This window comes from Parabacteroides sp. Y3-G-102, from assembly GCF_023656845.1.
Classification (GTDB): domain Bacteria; phylum Bacteroidota; class Bacteroidia; order Bacteroidales; family Tannerellaceae; genus Parabacteroides; species Parabacteroides distasonis.
Window position 1 is genome coordinate 51951 of record NZ_JAMOKU010000020.1, and the last position, 19449, is coordinate 71399.

Annotated in this window: 16 protein-coding genes; 7 read left to right on the forward strand and 9 right to left on the reverse strand. The window is 45.9% G+C overall.

Going from position 1 to position 19449, the window contains the following annotated elements:
- The first annotated feature begins 248 nt into the window (after window positions 1–248).
- The gene (locus tag NBH16_RS11795; RefSeq protein ID WP_005864065.1) at window positions 249–1097 is read left to right on the forward strand and encodes a helix-turn-helix domain-containing protein; all 849 of its coding nucleotides are present in this window, start codon (window positions 249–251) and stop codon (window positions 1095–1097) included.
- 7 nt (window positions 1098–1104) lie between these two features.
- Here NBH16_RS11795 and NBH16_RS11800 read toward each other — a convergent pair whose 3' ends face one another.
- The 8 genes from NBH16_RS11800 to NBH16_RS11835 form a co-directional block, all read right to left on the reverse strand.
- Complete coding sequence (locus tag NBH16_RS11800) at window positions 1105–2643, reverse strand: YifB family Mg chelatase-like AAA ATPase (RefSeq protein ID WP_250788599.1); 1539 nt, start codon at window positions 2641–2643, stop codon at window positions 1105–1107.
- A 60-nt stretch (window positions 2644–2703) separates the two neighbouring features.
- Window positions 2704–3804, reverse strand: coding sequence for a TlpA disulfide reductase family protein (locus NBH16_RS11805; RefSeq protein WP_005864061.1), 1101 nt, complete (start codon window positions 3802–3804; stop codon window positions 2704–2706).
- A gap of 189 nt (window positions 3805–3993) precedes the next feature.
- Window positions 3994–5601 carry a phosphoenolpyruvate carboxykinase (ATP) gene (gene pckA / locus NBH16_RS11810; protein ID WP_005860732.1) on the reverse strand — a complete coding sequence of 536 codons (1608 nt, stop codon included), beginning with the start codon at window positions 5599–5601 and terminating at the stop codon, window positions 3994–3996.
- Between the two features lie 414 nt (window positions 5602–6015).
- Complete coding sequence (locus tag NBH16_RS11815; protein WP_005860730.1) at window positions 6016–7032, reverse strand: 2-oxoacid:ferredoxin oxidoreductase subunit beta; 1017 nt, start codon at window positions 7030–7032, stop codon at window positions 6016–6018.
- Between the two features lie 3 nt (window positions 7033–7035).
- On the reverse strand, window positions 7036–8889 hold the full coding sequence (locus NBH16_RS11820) for a 2-oxoacid:acceptor oxidoreductase subunit alpha (protein ID WP_250788601.1): 1854 nt from the start codon (window positions 8887–8889) through the stop codon (window positions 7036–7038).
- 88 nt (window positions 8890–8977) lie between these two features.
- Window positions 8978–10189, reverse strand: coding sequence for an alanine dehydrogenase (locus NBH16_RS11825; protein WP_005860726.1), 1212 nt, complete (start codon window positions 10187–10189; stop codon window positions 8978–8980).
- Between the two features lie 3 nt (window positions 10190–10192).
- Window positions 10193–10714: a shikimate kinase gene (locus NBH16_RS11830; protein ID WP_005860724.1), complete on the reverse strand. Its 522-nt coding sequence runs from the start codon at window positions 10712–10714 to the stop codon at window positions 10193–10195.
- A gap of 80 nt (window positions 10715–10794) precedes the next feature.
- Window positions 10795–12855, reverse strand: coding sequence for a YncE family protein (locus tag NBH16_RS11835; protein WP_250788602.1), 2061 nt, complete (start codon window positions 12853–12855; stop codon window positions 10795–10797).
- 105 nt (window positions 12856–12960) lie between these two features.
- Between NBH16_RS11835 and NBH16_RS11840 the strand changes: the two genes are divergently transcribed.
- From NBH16_RS11840 to NBH16_RS11865, 6 genes are read left to right on the forward strand one after another with little or no spacing between them, the layout of a single operon-like run.
- Complete coding sequence (locus NBH16_RS11840; RefSeq protein ID WP_250788604.1) at window positions 12961–14142, forward strand: glycosyltransferase family 87 protein; 1182 nt, start codon at window positions 12961–12963, stop codon at window positions 14140–14142.
- A 5-nt stretch (window positions 14143–14147) separates the two neighbouring features.
- On the forward strand, window positions 14148–14864 hold the full coding sequence (locus NBH16_RS11845) for a glycosyltransferase family 2 protein (protein ID WP_250788606.1): 717 nt from the start codon (window positions 14148–14150) through the stop codon (window positions 14862–14864).
- A gap of 9 nt (window positions 14865–14873) precedes the next feature.
- The gene (locus tag NBH16_RS11850) at window positions 14874–15671 is read left to right on the forward strand and encodes a polysaccharide deacetylase family protein (RefSeq protein WP_250788608.1); all 798 of its coding nucleotides are present in this window, start codon (window positions 14874–14876) and stop codon (window positions 15669–15671) included.
- Window positions 15658–16293: a ribonuclease H1 domain-containing protein gene (locus NBH16_RS11855; protein ID WP_009018726.1), complete on the forward strand. Its 636-nt coding sequence runs from the start codon at window positions 15658–15660 to the stop codon at window positions 16291–16293. The genes NBH16_RS11850 and NBH16_RS11855 overlap by 14 nt, the downstream gene beginning before the upstream one ends.
- Window positions 16294–16349: 56 nt before the next feature.
- Entirely contained in the window at window positions 16350–17483 is a 1134-nt protein-coding gene (locus tag NBH16_RS11860; protein ID WP_087345476.1) for a glycosyltransferase family 4 protein, read from the forward strand.
- A 23-nt stretch (window positions 17484–17506) separates the two neighbouring features.
- Window positions 17507–18571, forward strand: coding sequence for a glycosyltransferase (locus NBH16_RS11865; RefSeq protein WP_250788610.1), 1065 nt, complete (start codon window positions 17507–17509; stop codon window positions 18569–18571).
- A gap of 13 nt (window positions 18572–18584) precedes the next feature.
- Here NBH16_RS11865 and NBH16_RS11870 read toward each other — a convergent pair whose 3' ends face one another.
- Window positions 18585–19448 carry a hypothetical protein gene (locus NBH16_RS11870; protein WP_146375761.1) on the reverse strand — a complete coding sequence of 288 codons (864 nt, stop codon included), beginning with the start codon at window positions 19446–19448 and terminating at the stop codon, window positions 18585–18587.
- Window position 19449: the final 1 nt, after the last annotated feature.

A 19449-nucleotide genomic window follows, 5' to 3' on the forward strand; every position in this document is an offset into this window, starting at 1 on the left:
TTTCTGTTTTTTTAATTTACCTAATAAAAAGTGTACAAAAGAACGACTTCGTTAGGAATCTCACAAGGTCAATTTTTATTATTACCTATTCTTTTTTTTAGATTCCATTTTATACAACAACAAGAACAGAGCGTCTTACGATTATCTTCTGTCCTGTTTTTATTCTTCATTATTCTATTTATTAGATTGAGTCCAAATAAAAATATCCTCAAAAAAACGTATATTTGCCATCAAAATTACGTAAGAATATGGAAAATGACATCCCTAAAATAGACCTGCCACAAGATTGGGTAATAGGAAAACTCTCGGAGAAAGACATTGGATTGCTGAATTTATACGCTAATTATCCTTGTCGACTAAAAGCGGGAATATTCGTGTTATGCCTAAGGGGAGAAGTGGAAGCATCTATAAATCTGACGCAATTTAAAGTAGAGGCCGGGAGTTTTATTACGATTCTGCCGGGTACGATTTTCCAGATTCATAGAATGGATAGAGATCTGCAAATTTATTTCATGGGATTCTCGTCTGATTTCATCAATCAAGCGAATATCAATAAATCGGTCATGGATATGCACTATGCCATAAAAGATAGTCCTGTTTTCAAACTAAAAGAAGAAGCCCAATCATTATTGAGAGATTATTTCGAATTGTTGATCAAGACATATCAGTTTTGTGTCTCGCAATTAAACAGGAGTCTCATCAACCACCTGTTTTCCGGAATATTAATGGGAGTCAGCATCATGTATAAAGATAAGACAACAGACACGTCCAATCTCTCTAAAGCCGAAATTATCAGCAAGAACTTCACTCAATTAGTCATGCAAAACTATACCATGCAACGATCCGTTGCATGGTATGCCAAGCGGCTTGGCATCACACAAGCGCATCTAAGCAGCATTATCAAACAAACTACCGGAAAAACTTGCATAGAGATCATAACCTCCATGGTAATCATGGACGCTAAAGCTCAACTGAAATCAACGAACCTTTCCATCCACGACATAGCCTATACGCTAAATTTCACGAATATGTCTTTTTTTGGAAAGTATTTCAAGCGGTATGTGGGCATGAGCCCACAGGAGTATAGAAATAGTTAGTCGATACTCACATTCCCCAATTCTCCCTATCCAAACTCCTATACTGTATCGCCTCCGCCAAATGCCGGACTTCGATATGTTCCGAATTATCCAAGTCGGCTATCGTGCGGGAGACTTTCAGGATACGGTCATAGGCACGGGCGGAGAGGCAGAGACGTTGCATGGCGGTTTTGAGGATGGAGAGGCCGGAAGCGTCGGGAACGGCGTACTGATGGAGTAGCTTGGAGTTCATCTGGGCATTACAATAAATACCCTCATAAGCGGCAAAACGCCTTTCCTGGATCGCACGGGCTTTTATGACCCGCTCACGGATAGCGATACTAGGCTCTGAGGGCTGTTGCTCGGATATCTTCTCGAAAGGGACAGGGACAATCTCTATCTGGATATCGATACGGTCCAATAAAGGGCCGGAAATGCGGTTCATATATTTCTGGACGGCTCCGGGAGAACAGAGGCAAGGACGGTCCGGATGGTTGTAGTAGCCGCAGGGACAAGGATTCATGGAGGCCACAAGCATAAAGCCGGCCGGATATTCCACCGTGAAACGGGCACGGGAGATATTGATCACTCGATCTTCCAATGGCTGCCGCATGACTTCCAAGACACTCCTGTTAAATTCCGGCAACTCATCCAAAAAAAGGACACCATTATGAGCCAAGCTGATCTCTCCCGGCTGCGGGAAAGTGCCCCCTCCTACCATGGCGACATTAGAGATCGTATGATGGGGAGAGCGAAAAGGACGTTGTACCATCAAGGAGGCGCCACCTCCTATCTTACCGGCTACGGAATGGATTTTAGTTGTTTCCAAGGACTCATGCAAGGTAAAGGGAGGCAAGATCGTAGGGAGACGTTTCGCCAACATGGACTTGCCACTTCCGGGAGGACCTACCATGATCAGATTATGTCCGCCGGCTGCGGCCACCTCCATCGCACGCTTCACGTTCTCTTGTCCCCGGACATCGGAGAAATCGCAATCAAACAATTGCTGGCGGTCGTAAAACTCCTTACGGGTATCAATAACCGTAGGCCGCAATGTAGGTTTACCCTCCATAAACTTCAGCACCTCTTTGATATTCGAAGCTCCATACACTTCCAGATCGTTCACCACCGCAGCCTCACAAGCGTTTTGCTTGGGTAAGATAAAGCCCTTAAAGCCTTCTTCCCTAGCCTTGATAGCAATAGGCAATGCCCCTTTTATCGGTTGGAGGCTCCCGTCCATAGAAAGCTCGCCCATCAATACGAATTTGGATAAGTTGGATGAATCTATCTGCTCTGCCGCCGCCAGAATACCGATCGCCAAAGGCAGATCATAAGAGGACCCTTCCTTACGGATATCTGCGGGGGCCATATTAATAACGATACGATTGCGGGGGAATTTATAACCACATACTTGAAGAGCCGAGATAATGCGTTCATGGCTCTCACGAACAGCCACGTCCGGAAGACCGACTAAAAAGAATTGGATACCTTTGGAACAGTTCACTTCTACGGTAACGACCGTAGCGGAAATCCCCTGCACGGCAGCGGCATAAGATTTTACTAACATAGTTAAGAATTTTGAGTTACTAATTACAAATTAAAACCGGAATCTCCTGTTTTCAATCGCTCAGTCTTCGAACAAGTTCTCCAGTGTTTGCTTGATCTCGATTCCATTCTCTGTTTTCATCAAGATCTTATGATCCTCATCTATCAAGAAACAGCGTGGCAATACGCTTACGTTATACAGATCTATCAACATAGCCGCTTGTCCGGCCGAATCTGTTACCAGGTTCCACGCTATACTATCCTTCTTCAGTACATCCCGGACATTATCCGGATTATCGTCCAAGCTAACCAAAAGAATATCCAACTGATCTTTCGGATATTTCATCGCTACCTTATCCAGATATAGATCCTCTGTCTGGCACATATCACACCAAGGAGCGGTAAACGTCAGTAATAAATACTTCTGCGGGAAAGAATCCAAACTTACCGTATTCCCATAAATATTCCTTACGGAGAAATCTGGGGCTTCCGCACCCAAAGCCGTACGTTTCGCACGGGCGCTATATTGCTCCAGCTCCTTTACCAGATAAAAGTCTTTCAACCTTGGATTCAATAACGCCAACAACTCATCAATTTTACGAGTATCATCGGGATCTGAGAAAAAAGATTGAATCAAGACAACGGATGCCTCTTCATTCGGGTTCTCTTTCACGTACCGGATCGCTTCCTCGCTCAATTGCATATTAACATTCGCCAAACGAGCGGCGATATCCGTCTCCTCGATCGTATCGTTCAAATCCTTGCTATTTAAAGAATTTGATAAATTTGTCAATTCCGTCAATAAAGGAGCGATTTTCTTCTTAAAAGCGGCCAACTTATCATTTGTCCGTCCCCCCTTTACCTGCAATAGCAATGGAGAGTTAGCGTCGCCCGTGATTTTTACGGTTTCTCCCGGTTCCAGATAAGCCGTAACCCAATGCTCTTTATCCGCGAAGAAGATAGTCACACAATGGAAACCCGCTTCATTTTGATCGATCTGGAACTGCCCGGGTTTCGTACAAGCCACTGTATCAACTACTTTATAATTATCCTTCTCAAATACAGCATATACGGTTTGATCTTCCAGATTAGAAAGTTCCCCTTCAATCCGATAGACATAATCCTTGCCACAAGATGACAAACAAATTATAAAGCCAATAATAAGTGTCAGTTTTTTTATCATTACTCCTTTTTAAGCTCTTCTTATAACAGATAATCCGGTCTAAAGGTAGGAATATTTTTTAAAACTACTTCACATTTATAATAAAATTAACGCAGTTATCATAAAAAAAGCGCAGAATTAGTAATTCCACGCTTTTTTATAAAGATATTTTTAAACCTTGACTTTTTTTAATCAAGGTTTTTTAAGCAATTATAACTGAGGACCAGCAGCAACCAATGCCTTACCAGCTTCGTTGCCCGTGAACTTAGCGAAGTTCTTCTGGAAGCGAGCAGCCAAATCCTTCGCTTTCTCATCCCATTGAGCAGGATCAGCATAGGTATCGCGAGGATCTAAGATCTTCGGATCTACGCCCGGTAATGCAGTCGGAACCTCGAAGTCGAAATACGGGATCTTCTTTGTCGGAGCCTCATTGATAGAACCATCAAGGATAGCGTCGATGATACCTCTTGTATCTTTGATAGAGATACGTTTGCCGCTACCGTTCCAACCTGTGTTCACCAAGTAAGCCTTTGCGCCAGTCATTTCCATCTTCTTAACCAACTCTTCGCCGTATTTTGTCGGGTGCAATGACAAGAAAGCAGCACCGAAACAAGCGGAGAATGTAGGAGTCGGTTCCGTGATACCACGCTCTGTACCTGCTAATTTAGCGGTAAATCCAGACAAGAAGTAGTATTGAGTTTGCTCCGGAGTCAAGATAGATACTGGAGGCAATACACCGAATGCGTCAGCAGACAAGAAGATAACTTGTTTTGCGTGCGGGCCTTTAGAAACCGGCTTAACGATGTTCTCGATGTGATAGATCGGATAAGAAACACGAGTGTTCTCTGTAACTGACTTATCAGCGAAATCGATCTTACCATCAGCGGCAACTGTTACGTTCTCAAGAAGAGCGTCACGTTTGATAGCGTTGTAGATATCCGGCTCGCTCTCTTTATCCAAGTTGATAACCTTAGCGTAGCAACCACCCTCGTAGTTGAATACACCTTCGTTATCCCATCCGTGCTCATCGTCACCGATCAACAAACGTTTCGGGTCCGTAGACAAAGTAGTCTTACCAGTACCAGACAAACCGAAGAAGATAGCTGAGCTCTTGCCCTCTTTATCCGTGTTAGCGGAGCAGTGCATAGAAGCGATACCACGCAACGGGTTCAAGTAGTTCATGATAGAGAAGATACCCTTCTTCATCTCACCACCGTACCAAGTATTCAAGATAACTTGCTCTTTAGTCTTCAAGTTGAAAACAGTAGCAGTCTCAGAGTTCAAGCCTAATTCTTTGTAGTTGTCAACTTTAGCCTTAGCTGCGTTGAAAGAAACGAAATCAGGTTCGCCGTAGTTAGCCAATTCCTCAGCTGTCGGACGGATGAACATATTAGTTACGAAGTGAGCTTGCCAAGCAACCTCCATGATGAAACGTACTTTCAAACGAGTAGCCTCGTTAGCGCCACAGAATGTATCGACAACGAACAAACGTTTGCCAGACAATTCTTTTACGGCTTTAGCCTTCAAGTCTGCCCAAGCAGCCTCAGAACAAGGCTTGTTATCATTCTTATATTCATCAGAAGTCCACCATACAGAATCTTCGCTGGCTTCATTCTTTACGAAAAATTTATCTTTAGGTGAACGACCTGTATAAATACCAGTCATCACATTTACAGCACCTAGCTCAGTTACTTGGCCTTTCTCGAAGCCTTCCAAACTCGGTTTAGTTTCTTCTGCGAACAGAACATCATAAGACGGATTGTGAACGATTTCTTTCACATCAACAATTCCGTACTTGCTTAAATCTAAATTAGCCATCTTGAATTTAATTTAAATGATTGACTTTATATAACTTTTCTCTCTACTCTAGTTCGATACGGTGAGGCTTTCCGACCTTTTGGAGCTTGCTGCGACTCCACCTTGTTAACCGCGGTACAAAAGTAATATTTTTTTTTATCGTACACAGCTTATTAAGGAAATTTTTCAGTAATAATTACTCTTTTCCATGCAATTAACAAAACCCTTAGTCTATTTGTAATATGGAGTTTACAAATCATATACTTTTAGCTAGCATCTCAACTATTTCCGAAGTCGTCATCATAGGTATTCGCTTTTATTGTGACTGAAACAAAGATATATACTTTTTTCCGCACAAACAAATCCAGCGTATAAATATAAGAAAGGCGCAGGATAAATATCTTGCGCCTTCTCTTATATCCGATCAGAAATATATTACTTTACCTCCCAAATCTCACCTTTCATCAAAAGGTCGTGTAATTTACGTGTAGGATTCTTCGCTTGTACCTCCTCGATTTGCTGGTGAACAGCCTCATCATAGGTCGGTCCCTCCACATCTCGTATTACGCCTAACGCAATTGGCATATCACCGCTCATCATGGCAAGCATCATATGCAAGGTGTTATCCTTCTCATGGGCGTCGTGTACCAATACGTCATCCATCGTATAACCATCTTGTCCGATCGTTACGGATTTCAGTTTTAGGCCATCTAGCACAAGACCTTTATCCATGTTAGCGCCATAAACCATTTTCTCGCCATGGCGAAGGAAAATCGTACGATCCGCACGGTATGCCTTATCAACGATCCCCTTATGGATACCATCATTAAAGATCACGCAGTTTACCAACACTTCCGTAACGGAAGCGCCTTTATGACGGGCGGAAGCCGTCAATACCTCGGTCGTATTCTTCAAATCCACGTCAATCGTACGGGCGAAGAAATTACCACGGGCACCCAACGCCAACTCGGCCGGGATAAACGGATCTTCCACCGTCCCATAAGGAGAGCTCTTGGATACAAAACCACGGTCGGATGTCGGGGAATATTGCCCCTTCGTCAAACCATAGATCTTATTGTTGAAAAGAACGATATTCAAGTCGATATTACGACGGACAGCGTGAATAAAATGATTACCGCCGATAGCCAAGCAGTCGCCATCACCCGTAATCAACCACACGCTCAAGTCCGGGCGAGCCGTCTTTACGCCGGTAGCGATAGCCGCTCCACGACCATGGATCGTATGGAAGCCATACGTATTCATATAATAAGGTAAGCGGGAAGAACAGCCGATACCTGAGATAACTGCCATATTGTGAGGAGCCACTCCTACCTCGGCCATAGCCTTATGCAGGCAATTCAGTACCGCATGGTCGCCACAACCCGGGCACCAACGTACGTACTGGTCGCTTTTATAATCTTTCGGTTGAAATTTAGTTTCTTCTGTTGTCATCTTTTAAGCCTCCAATATTTTAGTGAATTCCTCAACTAATCTCGCAACGACAAAAGGTTGTCCCTTTACACGATTGAAGCGATACGGGTTAAATCCGGGTACCTTTCCACGTAAATAGTTAGCGAACTGGCCGTTATTTTGCTCAGCCACCACCACTTTCTTATACTTAGAAAGAACCTCAGCCGTATTCTTAGGCAGCGGGTTGATAAACTTGAAGTGAGCGAAAGCCACCTTCTTGCCATTCTCCTGCATCGTCTCCATCGTCTCGTAAAGGTGTCCGTAGGTTCCACCCCAACCAACGATCAATAAATCAGCGTCCTCATCTCCGATCACTTCCAGTTCGGGGATATAGTCGGCGATCTTATCGATCTTAGCCTGACGGGTCGTCACCATCTTCTGGTGGTTAGCCGGATCGGTAGAGATAGCGCTCGTCTCGTAGTCTTTCTCCAGACCGCCCAGACGATGAGCGAAACCTTCCGTTCCCGGAATCGCCCAGTAACGAACCAAGCTTTCCTTGTTACGACGATACGCCTTCCAGACTTTCTCGTCTTGATAATTAGCTACGTAATTCGGCTTAATCTCCGGATATTTATCCATTTCCGGAATTCTCCAAGCGGAAGAACCATTAGCGATAAAGGCATCGGTCAACAAGATAACCGGAGTCATATGCTCCACGGCCAACTTACTAGCCCAGAAAGCAGCATCGAAACAGTCCGTCGGAGTAGAAGCGGCGACTACCACTACAGGGCTCTCACCGTTACGGCCATACAGCGCTTGCATCAAGTCCGTTTGCTCGCTCTTCGTCGGCATACCCGTAGAAGGACCGCCACGCTGAACATCGATAATCACCAAAGGCAACTCAGCGATTACAGCCAAACCGATCGCCTCGCTCTTCAAGGCAAGACCCGGTCCGGAAGTAGACGTAGCCGCCAAGCAACCGGCGAAACTAGCTCCGATAGAAGTACAGATACCGGCGATCTCATCCTCGGCCTGAACCGTGATAACGCCTAAATCCTTACGTTTAGATAATTCATGTAAAATATCAGTAGCCGGAGTGATCGGGTAACTACCCAAGAACAACTGCAAACCAGCCTTCTCGGCAGCGGCTATCAAACCATAGGAAGTAGCCTTATTACCATTCACGTCCGTATAGAATCCGGGCTCGGCTTTCTTACTCTCGATACGATACGTAGAAACCGAGGCATGGATGTTATTACCATAATTATAACCGTCCGTCAAAGCCTTGATATTAGCTTGGGCGATAACCGGTTTCTTAGCGAACTTATTCTGCAACATGTGCATAGCCTCCTCCAGCGGACGCTCGAACAACCAGCAAACAAGTCCTAAGGCGAACATATTCTTACAGCGAAGAGCCGATTTATTGTCCAAGCCAAACTCAACCAATCCGTCTTTTACCATCGTAGAGATCGGAGCGGCAACAACCTGCACGCCAGTCAATCCCAGCTCAGCAAACGGATCATCGGTCGTAAACAAGGCCTTATCCAAATCACTTTTCTTGAAAGAGTCCGTGTCGATTAAAACAATCGCATTGGGTTTTAGGTGTTTTACGTTCACCTTTAGCGCGGCGGGATTCATGGCCACCAATACGTCGGCCTTATCACCGGGTGTGAAGATCTTGCGCGATCCCAAGTGCACTTGGAATCCAGATACACCACTTAGTGTTCCTTGTGGAGCACGTACTTCTGCCGGATAGTCTGGGAATGTAGAAATCTCGTTCCCGAAAACCGCGGACAGGTTTGAAAAGATTGTACCGGTTAACTGCATACCATCTCCCGAGTCTCCCGAGAAACGAATTACAACCTTCTCCAGCGTCTTAACTTTTGTCTGTTCTGCCATAATATACTTTATTAGCTTTATCGCTTATTGGTATTTAGATCGTCCGCAAAGTAAAGCATAAACTTTGCGAGTTCAAAACTTTTCCGCATCAAAAAGCAGAGAGGTATAGATCAAGATTATTAGATGATAGATTAAAATGATTAGACACATAACTATTCACTGTCTTCCCGTAATACATATATACTCCCGCCCTAAAGCCCTTATCCGATTTGATCATTCCTTGCACGGAACCGGCGTCGCCCAACGACAATAATAAAGGCACGAATATATTACTATAAGCCATCGAGGTAGTACGAGCCACCCGGTTGCTGATATTCAGTTTACAATAATGTAATACCCCATATTGCTCGAACACCGCGGGATCTTCCCTCGACAAGCAACAAGTCGTCTCAAAGCAACCGCCTTGGCTTACCCTCAGATCGATCACCAAAGCTCCCTTTTTCATCGTACGCACCAAGTCCGTAGCGATAATATAGCGATGTCTCGTATTAATATAACGCATCGCCCCGATCACCACGTCAGCGCTACGAAACGCGTTATGCAGCACATTCGGATGGAACGTGGAAGTAAAAAGCCCTTGCCCCAAGACCTGTTGTATTATACGCAATTTATTGATATCATCATCGAATACTTTCACGGATGCTCCCAAGGCCAATGCGGCACGCGCGGCCACGGTCCCGGCGTTTCCGGCCCCGATGATCACCACTTCCGTAGGGGATACGCCCGGGATACCGCCTAATAAGATCCCTTTACCTCCTTGGGTATTGCTCAACAGCTCGGAAGCGATCGTTATGGAAGCCGCCCCCTCGATCTCGGAAGTGACATTCAGCACCGGGAAACGATTATATTCATCCGCCATCAACTCATAAGAGATAGCGGTAATCCGTTTCGCCATCATCAACTCGAAAGCCTCTTGAGCGAATAAATTAAACTGCACCAATGAGAAAACGGTCGTGCGAGGTCTCATAAGTGCGATTTCCACCGGCAACGGAGGCAATATCTTCAAGATCAGATCCGCTTGGAAAACTTCTGCGGGCGTATCGACGATCTCCGCCCCCGCCTCCGAGAAATGATTATCGGAATAGTTGATACCTAATCCGGCGCCACTTTCCACCAGCACCCGGTGACCGCAATCGGTCAGCATATCCACCGCCTCCGGAGTTAACGGCAAACGTTTTTCCGCCTCGCATCGTTCACGAGGAATACCGATGAGCAAACGGTTATTCACCTTGCTGATCTCTTTCAATAATTCCTGCGGGATATAGGCCCCCTGTGCCTGCCGGCCGTCGTTCGCTTCCATATGCTATAGGATTTTCATTAACGCGTTCGATATGTCATGTACATCAGATTCTGTTAACATCTTCTCGGCATCAAACGTTATGGACGCCTTCGTATAAAACGGATTCCTTTTCTCCAGACTCTCGGCGATAAACGCCCTCAGTTCCTCCCCGGAACGTCCTTTCAACACCGGACGGGTATGTTTGCACAACTCCAGACGCTTCGCCAGCTCCTCGACTGACACCTTCAAGTAAACCGTCGTGCCAGAAGCGTTCATAAACTCCATGTTATCGAAAAAGCAAGGAGCGCCTCCTCCCGTGGAGATCAGCACGTCCTCAAACTCAGCGACCTCGTGAAGCATATTCCGTTCTATCTCTCGGAAAGCCTCCTCCCCTCTCTCGGCGAATATCTGCGAAACGGCCTTATGATAACGCCCTTCGATATAGTAATCAAGATCTATGAACGAAAGACCGGCGAGCTTGGCAAGCTCCTTTCCCACCGTTGTCTTGCCCGCTCCCATATATCCGACCAAAAAAACACGTTTCATACGTTATTATAATAGTTTTCGCAAATGTAAACTTTTTCCGGGAACTCTATCTTCTTTATTCCTAAGAATCAATAAAAAAATCATAGGCCAATGGCTTTTACGGTCTGGGTCGCACGATCCACTACTAATAAAGTATGACGAGCACCGGCTATTTTCTCGGGATAGACCATCGAATCTGTAAAGTCCTGCAATAATTTTCCGTTCTTAGGGCTGATCTCCCATAGCTCCGACCGTTTATCATCGACACGAAGCGTAACAAACAAACGATCCCCTACAAACGCTATCGACTGGGGAGACTTTTCAAATCCCAATGCCACCAGATACGGCTCGAAACCCACGTTCCCTACCCGAATGTCCGCAGGATCGAATAAATAGATCATATTTTTATTCTGAGCCGTCACATACAAAAAGCCATCACTCCGTGCCGCTACCGCATAAGTACCCATTGCCTCTTGCAAATTCACGCTACGACTATATATAGGCACTCGAGTAGCGGAACCGGGCTGTACATCTTGCTCCAAGACAACTACTAACTTGCGTTTATCCCGAATAAAAACAGCTCCTTGACTAGCCGTGACATCAAATGCGTGAACGGTCTGATAACCACCCTCACCCCAAGTACCCGTACCGATACAAGTAATGAACTCATATGTTTCAGCATCGAACACATCCGTACGGCTTCCCGCATTCGTGACATATATTTTCCCATACGAGCGAGTCACACCGTTTGGCTCCCCCGCAAAAGTCTCTTTCTTATCTCCATTCATCCACTCAACCATACTTTTCACATGATGTACATTACCGGAAGATACATCAAAAACCTCCAAACTATAATGTCCCGGAGCATCATTTACTACATATAGCGTATTCCCATAAAGATAGACCGCTTTCGGATGAAAAGTTTCCACAGTGGCACCGGGAATATCCAAGGCAGAAAGTATAAATGAGAGAGAAGGACCCTCATCGCCGGCTCTATCCGTCTCCATCGGAGCAAGCCCAAGCCCACCATCTATGGCATCCAGTTCCGGATCATCGATAATGTATTTCGAGGAGGTATACACGCTTTTGTTCTCTACCAAGTTCTTATTCCTCCGAGTATGCAAGAAACGGCGGGAATAAATCGGCAATTTCTTACTCACGGAAAGCTGTGAGTAAACCTTCATACAAATCGTAGGGAAGCCTCCTTCCGCCGGATAATACGTCATATTCCCACTATGCCCATATCCCAAGCAGTGCGCCAGCTCATGATACGGCACATCAGTCCCGTTGGCATCATCCGCATAATGGGTAAGGTAGACATATTCACCTAATCCAAAGGTATTTCCCCCGCCCAGGCCGACAACATTCACCACACGCCCATAACACAATCCGCCATGATTCAAGATCTTTTTCTTCAATACATCTATATCCACGATTTGCTCGTTATTTATCAGCTTACCACGCCACTTCTCCAGTTCCTCGTCAAAAAGCGAGGAAGAAAACATCGCCGCCATATTCAAGGAAAGGGCAACCGCCTCACGAGCCAGATGTGGCCTGAAGTTACCCCAGTTTGAACCGGAATACTTACCAAACCAAATATTCCACTTTGGTTTCACGTTAATCATTCCTTGATATACCGGATCTCCACATTCAATCCGCAAACTTATATTCTCGGCCGCCATATCCGGATAGGCTTCTATGGTAACCTCCTCGCCGGAACGCGTATAATAAACCTTCGCCTGTTCCAGAAAAGGCAACTTCATTTTAAACTCCTGAAAAGGTAAAACCGTAGTAAACTCCGCAAACCGAACCTCATCCTCATAACCCTCAACCGTAGCCCAGACAATCACATTATGGATAGCTCTAGGAGAATAGAAACGAAGCATCAACTCCTTCTGCCCGGTAACTAACACCTGCAAAGGCTCATTCACCTTGAATTTTCGCTTTGACGAATCGAAAAGAACCTCGTCCGGTTCCTCATCCTGAAGGATATAAGAAGTATTCGACGAATCATAATCCTCCTCCGCCATCCGTATTAAACCATATTTACTCGTTCCTCCACTATTATCCACATCATCTTCATCCGAACATCCGAGAACAAGAAAGCCTCCCATTACAAACAGAATGACACGAATGATCGTGTATCTCAACATTTCATTCATAAATAATCTCTTACCAGTTTTGGACGCAAAAATAGTATTTTTATTTAACTCGCATAAAAGTCACCGTTTTTATGTAATTTTGCCCCGTAGACAGATGTAGATTCGATGATGAAATTTATAGATAAGTTCAATACAATTATCCATAAGCCATTTTTCAGCAAATATAGTACCTTAATGGGGCTATGGGCATTGCTGGGGGTTATCGCATGGATTACCAAGTATTTCCCCGGGAAATATAATAACTTCTCGATCTTCAGGCAATCCTTTTGGCATACGTTGAATGAGTTACCGCTCTATGCCGCCTATCCGGAAGAATACAACGATATTTTTCACTACGGGCCGGTATTTAGCTTGATCATCGCTCCATTCGCCGTTACACCGTTATGGTTGGGATTGCTTACTTGGTCGGTGGCACAAAGCCTTTTCTTATTCTGGGCGATCAAGATGCTGCCGGGGATCAAGCGGGAACGTATCTTTATCTATTGGTTCTGTGCCCACGAGTTGCTTACCTCGCTTTTCATGTCGCAATTCAATATCAGTATCGCCGCTATCATTGTCCTCGCCTACGTATTGATAGAGAAAGAGAAAGACGTATGGGCCGCTTTCGTGATCATGTTGGGTACCTTTACTAAATTGTATGGGATCACGGGATTGGCGTTCTTCTTTTTCTCTCGCCATAAGATGAAGTTCAGCCTATCTTGCGTAGGATGGGCGGTCGTCATGGTCGTAGCCCCGATGATATTGTCCGGGCCGGATTATATAATGTCCCAATATACCGGTTGGTTCGAGGACTTATCCGGAAAAAATTCAGAGAACTTATTCGCACTCATGCAGAACATTTCCTTCTTGGGAATGGTTCGTAAGATATCGGGATCGGTCAGTTACTCGGACATTTATCTGATAATAGGGGGATTACTATTATTCGGCCTGCCTTATCTACGCATCAGTCAATATAAATATGAGGCTTTCCGGAAAACGTTATTGGCCTCGGTGTTGATGTTTGTCGTACTGTTCAGCACGGGTAGCGAGTCCAGTACCTATATCATAGCGTTTATCGGAGTCGCTATTTGGTATACGGCTGTACCGTGGAAACGTTCGACATTGGATATTGTCTTGATGGTCTTCGCCTTTATATTGACCAGCATGTCTCCGTCCGATCTTTTCCCGAAATACATACGAGTGCATTATGTATACCCGTATGCGTTAAAAGCGTTGCCTTGTATGCTGATCTGGCTAAAGCTGACATTTGAGATGTGTACGAGGAATTATAATCCGGTAAAGGTATAAATAGAATGAACGCACGAGCAGACATAGATTTGGTATTACCTTGTTACAACCCGCCTTCGGGCTGGGAGGAACGAGTAGCCACCCATTTCCGCGAAGTGGAGCGATTATTCAGCCCGGTACGTTTCCACCTTTTTATTGTCAGTGATGGTTCGAGACGGGGATACGAGCCGGAAACGATCGACCGCCTCCGGCAATTGATACCGGATGTCTGCGTCGTGGACTATAAGCCCAACCGGGGAAAAGGATATGCCTTACGAGAGGCGGTAAAGCGATGTACCTCTCCTTACATTATTTATACAGACTACGATTTTCCATATACAAACGACTCATTCGGCAGGATGGTCGAGGCGTTGCTAGGAGGAGCGGACGTAGTCGTGGCTACCCGCGGCAAAAGTTATCAGGATAATCTACCTCCTTTCCGGCAAATCTTATCCAAACTGTCCCACATATGCAATACATGGGTCTTGCGGATCAAGATCAAGGATACGCAAGGGGGCATGAAGGGATTCAGCCAAGCGGGACAGGCGATATTCCTGACTACCCGTATCAATAGCTTCCTATTCGATACGGAATTTATCTATAAGGCAAGTCGCCGGAAAGAGATAAACCTACAGACGATCAACGCGAACATCAAAGAAGGACTGGCGGTATCCGATATGGGATTCAAGGTCCTGCGGCGGGAAGCGTTGAACTTCTTATCCATCTTATTTCATAGAGATTAATTGACATACATGATATTACTTAGTTTTGATATCGAGGAGTTTGACGCTCCATTGGAACACGGCGTGGAATTGCCGTTCGAGGAACAAATGCGTACTTCCGTAGAAGGAACCCGGAAGATACTGGCATGTCTGGCCCGTCACCGTATAAAAGCGACTTTCTTTTGCACGGCGAACTTCGCCCTTCACGCAAAGGATTTGATCTTGGACATCCAAAAGGGTGGACATGAGATCGCTTCGCATGGTTTTTATCACTCGTCGTTCGAGGCCGCCGATCTACGCAAGTCCAAAGAGGCGTTGGAGGAACTGACCGGACAACCGGTGAACGGTTTCCGTATGGCCCGCATGATGCCCGTCGAAGAAGAAGAGATACATAAGGCCGGTTACTTATACAACTCGTCCTTGAACCCGACTTGTATTCCCGGCCGTTACAATCATCTGGGGCAGCCCCGCACCTATTTCATGAAAGATGGCGTATTGCAACTGCCCGCCTCGGTGACCCCGATCGTTCGTTTCCCCTTATTTTGGCTGGCTTACCATAACCTTCCGGCCACCTTGTATCGTAAGTTAGCGTTTTGGACATGGAAAGAGGACGGTTATTTCCTAACCTATTTCCATCCGTGGGAGTTCACCTCCTTAAGTGATCGGAAAGAGCTAAAGTTACCGTTTATCATGACCAACCATTCCGGTAGCGGCATGGAAAGAAGGCTGGACGCCTTGATCCGTTTCTTCAAGGATAAAAGAGCGCCGTTCGGTACCTATACGCAATTCTCACAAGAAATCTTGAGTAAGAGTCATGGCCAAGAATAAGTTTTATGTCGTATGGAAAGGGTTGAACCCGGGAATCTATGATAACTGGGCGGAATGCAAGGCACAGGTAGACGGACAAGAGGGAGCCAAATATAAATCCTTCGAGAACCGGGAGGAAGCCGCCAAAGCCTTCGAGGCCGGCTATACCCATTACCTAAAGACCGCCTCTTCCCCGAAAGCCGTGGCCCGTCTCGCGCCGGAAGCCCCGATCGGGAACCCCATCAATGAGAGTCTTGCCGTAGACGCCGCCTGTAGCGGTAATCCCGGGGATATGGAGTACAGAGGCGTTTATACCGCTACCGGACAAGAGATCTTCCATATCGGCCCGCTGAAGGAGGGCACGAACAATGTCGGGGAATTCCTCGCCTTAGTACACGGCCTCGCCTTGCTACAGCAAAAGGGAAGCGACCTGCCGATCTATTCGGATAGCCGCAACGCCATCAGCTGGGTCAAGAAAAAGAAATGCAAAACCCTATTAGCACGTAAACCGATCAACGAACCTATCTTCGACCTCATCGAGCGGGCCGAGAAATGGTTGAACACCCATACCTATACCACCCAGATCCTCAAATGGGAAACATCCGTATGGGGGGAGATCCCGGCGGATTTCGGAAGGAAATGAGGTAAAGGTAATTAAAATTATATCGTATATTTGCCCAATATATCGAATTCAAGCCTATGAAGATCGCTTTCGACGCAAAACGGATTACGCATAACGCTACCGGACTGGGTAATTATAGCCGGTTCGTAGTGAATAGTTTGTCCGCATCTTTCCCGGAGCATACCTATCAACTCTATACGCCGGGCAAAGGCAAAGAGGCGTTACGGAAACGGATCGAGGAGCGTCCAAGTGTCTCATTCCATTATCCGGAAGGCAGGTTCGATAAACTATTTCCGTCTTTATGGCGTACCTCGGGTCTAACGGCTACGCTTCGAAAAGAGCACGTAGATCTGTTCCATGGCTTGAGTAATGAGATTCCTATGAATCTAAAACAGAACGGAATCCCAGCGGTCGTAACGATACATGACTTGATCTTCTTGCGTTACCCGCAGCTTTATAAACCGATCGATCGTTCCATCTATACCTACAAATTCAAGCAAGCTTGTTTACGATCGGACAAGATCATAGCGATCAGCAGGCAGACGATGCGAGACATCCGGGACTTCTTCCACATTCCGGAAAGCAAGATCGAGGTTGTTTACCAAGGTTGTGACCCGATATTCGGGCAAGCGGTTCAAGAAGACGTGAAATCGTCCGTACGCGAGAAATATCAGATAAACGGGCCTTATATATTATATGTAGGGAGCATCGAGGAACGGAAAAATTTATTGCTTCTGGTAAAAGCCCTGAAAGAGCTGAAAGAAGATATCTCCGTGATCGCTATCGGTAAGCATACGCCTTATACGGATACGGTAGAAACCTATATCCGGGAAAACAACCTGTCCGGTCGCGTCCGTATCTTGACCCATATACCTTTTAACGAATTAGCCGCTTTCTATCAGATGGCGACCTTATTTGTCTATCCCTCGTTTTTCGAAGGATTCGGTATCCCGATCTTAGAAGCCCAGCTTGCCGGTATTCCGGTGATAGCGGCTACCGGTTCTTGTCTGGAAGAGGCGGGCGGATCGTCCGCTCTATATACCGATCCGAGAAATGAGCAAGAGCTGCGCGGCTTGATAGAGTCTGTATTGAACGAGCCGAAGCTGGCCGAATCCATGCGTTCCGGCGGACGAGAGAATATACGGCGATTCATGCCCGACGTATTAGCGGCTCATTTCATGCGAGTATACGAGAATATCTCACGATCTTAGCAAATCCATTTTATCCATACACAATGAATATACTTTTAGTCTATAAAGAAGCCGACATAGCGACCTACAAAATGCTGGAAGGATTGTCCAAGCTTGAGGACTTCAACATCTATATCGCTTCTCCCCAATCGTATACCGACAAAAAGATCTATGGGAATTGTACACCCTTGGATCTGCCGGTCATTACCTCGAAGTTCAACTGGAACGTTATTCGTGCCCTGCGCGAAATCATCAAGACTTATCGGATCGACCTTATCTACTCACCAAGTAGTTCCGGTTTATCAAACGCTCTATTCGCCTCCATAGGCACACGGGCGAAGAATATCGCATACCGAGGTACGCAGGCTAAATTGAAGCGGTTCGATCCGACCTATTATCTAGGCATCTTAAATCCCGCCGTGGAGCATGTCATATGCGAGACCAAAGATATCGAGGAATATCTCTCCCGATTCATCGCACGAAAAAGGCTAACGACCAGCACAAAACCATTTGATATCGATTGGATCAAGGAAGCAGTCCGTACGCCCAAACAAGCAGACGATATTCCGGACGACGCCTTTCGTTGCATCTATATCGGAGCGACGAAGAACAGGCCGTTCAAAGGCTTAACCGATTTGATTCATGCGTTTATCTTATTGGATGATCCACAGGTACATCTTACGATCGTGGGAGAATATGGGGAAAATGATTTCCAATTAGCCCAACAGTCGAAGGTAAGCGCACAAATTCATTTTCTGGGACAGCGTTCCGACGCCATCTCTTTTCTGGTCACGTCCCAGTTGTTTATACTTCCCTCGCACCGGAATGCCTCCCCAAGAGTCGTGCGGGAGGCTATGGCTTGTTCCGTTCCTTGTATCGTAACAGATATACCGGGAGCAAGAGACTTAATCATAGACGGAGTCACCGGATTGTTAGTGCCGCCTTCTTCTCCTCAACAAATGGCGGCGTCTATCCGCTCGCTTATCGATAACCCGGAGCGATTGGAAGCGTTCGCCAAGGCCTCACGTGAGCATATCATCCAAGATTTCAGCGTAAAGGCTTATACAGACGGCTTCGCCACGTTATTCAGGTCAATCAAGAAAGCATAGATTATTTACAGATTCAGAAACAACGGATATAAGCTAATGAATAGCTATCATAAAGATGGTCCTTCATTCCATGTTTATATTGGAAGGACAGGATATTTTTCTTAAGCTCATAATTTAGCTTTGTCCGTAGAATCATCGGCTTATCCCCATTATCCCGATATCCCCGGAAACCGGCATAATTACAATCCAACGAGAACCCCCGATAGGTCCCTAACACACCTGCCCCATAACAGAAAGCGTCGTTCTGACGATTAACGACATCGTTAGTCATCCAACAATAAAAACCCGCTAAAGCTTGCACACGGATCGAAGCGTTTACATCTTTCCGCTTCCACAACGTACGTCCCAGATTGGCGTCGAACCAATAAGAGGCCGCATCCGTATAACGAGCGTCGCACAAGCGTCCGCCACTGGCGGTTTTCAGGTTGGCGCTTACCACGATATCCATCCATTTCTCACTCCGGAGGGCTTGGAAATAAAAATTAAAGATCACGTCGCCCCGGCAAACAATCGGGGATTTCAGTTCTACCGCATAACGCTCATCCCGCACTTCCGGCGACATCTCATACCATTCTTGGAATACCCAACTGACATTCACTCCTACACGCCCCTTTACGACAGGAATGTACAAACGGGTAAAGATATCTTTCGTCTGATCGCCTCGCGTCTTATGATATTCCCCCCGAAGCTCCACTTCCCAACGGCTGGACAGGCTTCCTCCTACCAACTCGGGAATCGGAAAGGCATTTGGCCCGAAATAACGGGGCGAGTAAGTCAGATACTCTACCTTTTCCCACCATTCTAACGCCTTAACCGGAGATACATAGGTCAAAAGACAACTAACAACTAAGCAGAACCGGAGTATTTGTATTTTCATA

Coding starts and splice junctions, on each gene's coding strand:
- pckA (WP_005860732.1), bottom strand. CDS start 5,601: ATGGCTAATTTAGATTTAAGCAAGTACGGAATTGTTGATGTGAAAGAA.
- NBH16_RS11845 (WP_250788606.1), top strand. CDS start 14,148: ATGAACGCACGAGCAGACATAGATTTGGTATTACCTTGTTACAACCCG.
- NBH16_RS11830 (WP_005860724.1), bottom strand. CDS start 10,714: ATGAAACGTGTTTTTTTGGTCGGATATATGGGAGCGGGCAAGACAACG.
- NBH16_RS11860 (WP_087345476.1), top strand. CDS start 16,350: ATGAAGATCGCTTTCGACGCAAAACGGATTACGCATAACGCTACCGGA.
- NBH16_RS11800 (WP_250788599.1), bottom strand. CDS start 2,643: ATGTTAGTAAAATCTTATGCCGCTGCCGTGCAGGGGATTTCCGCTACG.
- NBH16_RS11825 (WP_005860726.1), bottom strand. CDS start 10,189: ATGGAAGCGAACGACGGCCGGCAGGCACAGGGGGCCTATATCCCGCAG.
- NBH16_RS11820 (WP_250788601.1), bottom strand. CDS start 8,889: ATGGCAGAACAGACAAAAGTTAAGACGCTGGAGAAGGTTGTAATTCGT.
- NBH16_RS11855 (WP_009018726.1), top strand. CDS start 15,658: ATGGCCAAGAATAAGTTTTATGTCGTATGGAAAGGGTTGAACCCGGGA.
- NBH16_RS11795 (WP_005864065.1), top strand. CDS start 249: ATGGAAAATGACATCCCTAAAATAGACCTGCCACAAGATTGGGTAATA.
- NBH16_RS11805 (WP_005864061.1), bottom strand. CDS start 3,804: ATGATAAAAAAACTGACACTTATTATTGGCTTTATAATTTGTTTGTCA.
- NBH16_RS11865 (WP_250788610.1), top strand. CDS start 17,507: ATGAATATACTTTTAGTCTATAAAGAAGCCGACATAGCGACCTACAAA.
- NBH16_RS11840 (WP_250788604.1), top strand. CDS start 12,961: ATGATGAAATTTATAGATAAGTTCAATACAATTATCCATAAGCCATTT.
- NBH16_RS11850 (WP_250788608.1), top strand. CDS start 14,874: ATGATATTACTTAGTTTTGATATCGAGGAGTTTGACGCTCCATTGGAA.
- NBH16_RS11815 (WP_005860730.1), bottom strand. CDS start 7,032: ATGACAACAGAAGAAACTAAATTTCAACCGAAAGATTATAAAAGCGAC.
- NBH16_RS11870 (WP_146375761.1), bottom strand. CDS start 19,448: ATGAAAATACAAATACTCCGGTTCTGCTTAGTTGTTAGTTGTCTTTTG.
- NBH16_RS11835 (WP_250788602.1), bottom strand. CDS start 12,855: ATGAATGAAATGTTGAGATACACGATCATTCGTGTCATTCTGTTTGTA.